The sequence below is a fragment of the Bradyrhizobium sp. Kon69 genome (assembly GCF_055807515.1).
Genome location: NZ_JBVVOS010000160.1, coordinates 1 through 369, shown reverse-complemented (window position 1 = coordinate 369; position 369 = coordinate 1). Strand labels below are relative to the sequence as shown.

At 52.6% G+C, this 369-nt stretch carries 1 protein-coding gene; it reads right to left on the bottom strand.

Annotated elements, in window-relative coordinates; genetic code table 11:
• Positions 1-79 precede the first annotated feature (79 nt).
• The coding region (locus AC0L3U_RS38665; RefSeq protein WP_473365002.1) for a hypothetical protein at positions 80-369 on the bottom strand (290 nt) is incomplete at its 5' end.

The following is a 369-nucleotide window of genomic DNA, read 5'->3' as shown; positions in this document are numbered from 1 at the left end:
GAAAATCCTCAGAATGGGGGTAACGTTTCCCAGGGACATTTATCTTCCTCCTTTTTCATCCCGCCACTATGCCGCCCTGCTATCGCGTCCACAACTCCGTTATCCGCCCCTGAAGAGCACGATCATGAGCCAGGTGAACCTCGTCGAACCCATAGGCACCCTGTCCGAACATGTTCAAGTCTCCATTGCTACGCAGCTCATCAATTTCACCCGGTTCCTTGCCCTCCCGCGCTTCAAAGAATTGCGGGTTGTGCTCAACGTTCTCAACCAGCGAAACCGCAGGTATTTGCGATGTGTCGATTTCGTATAGTTTGTACTTCCCATTGAACTGGGTCCGACCGTACTCCATGGCAGCCTCTTTGGAACGAG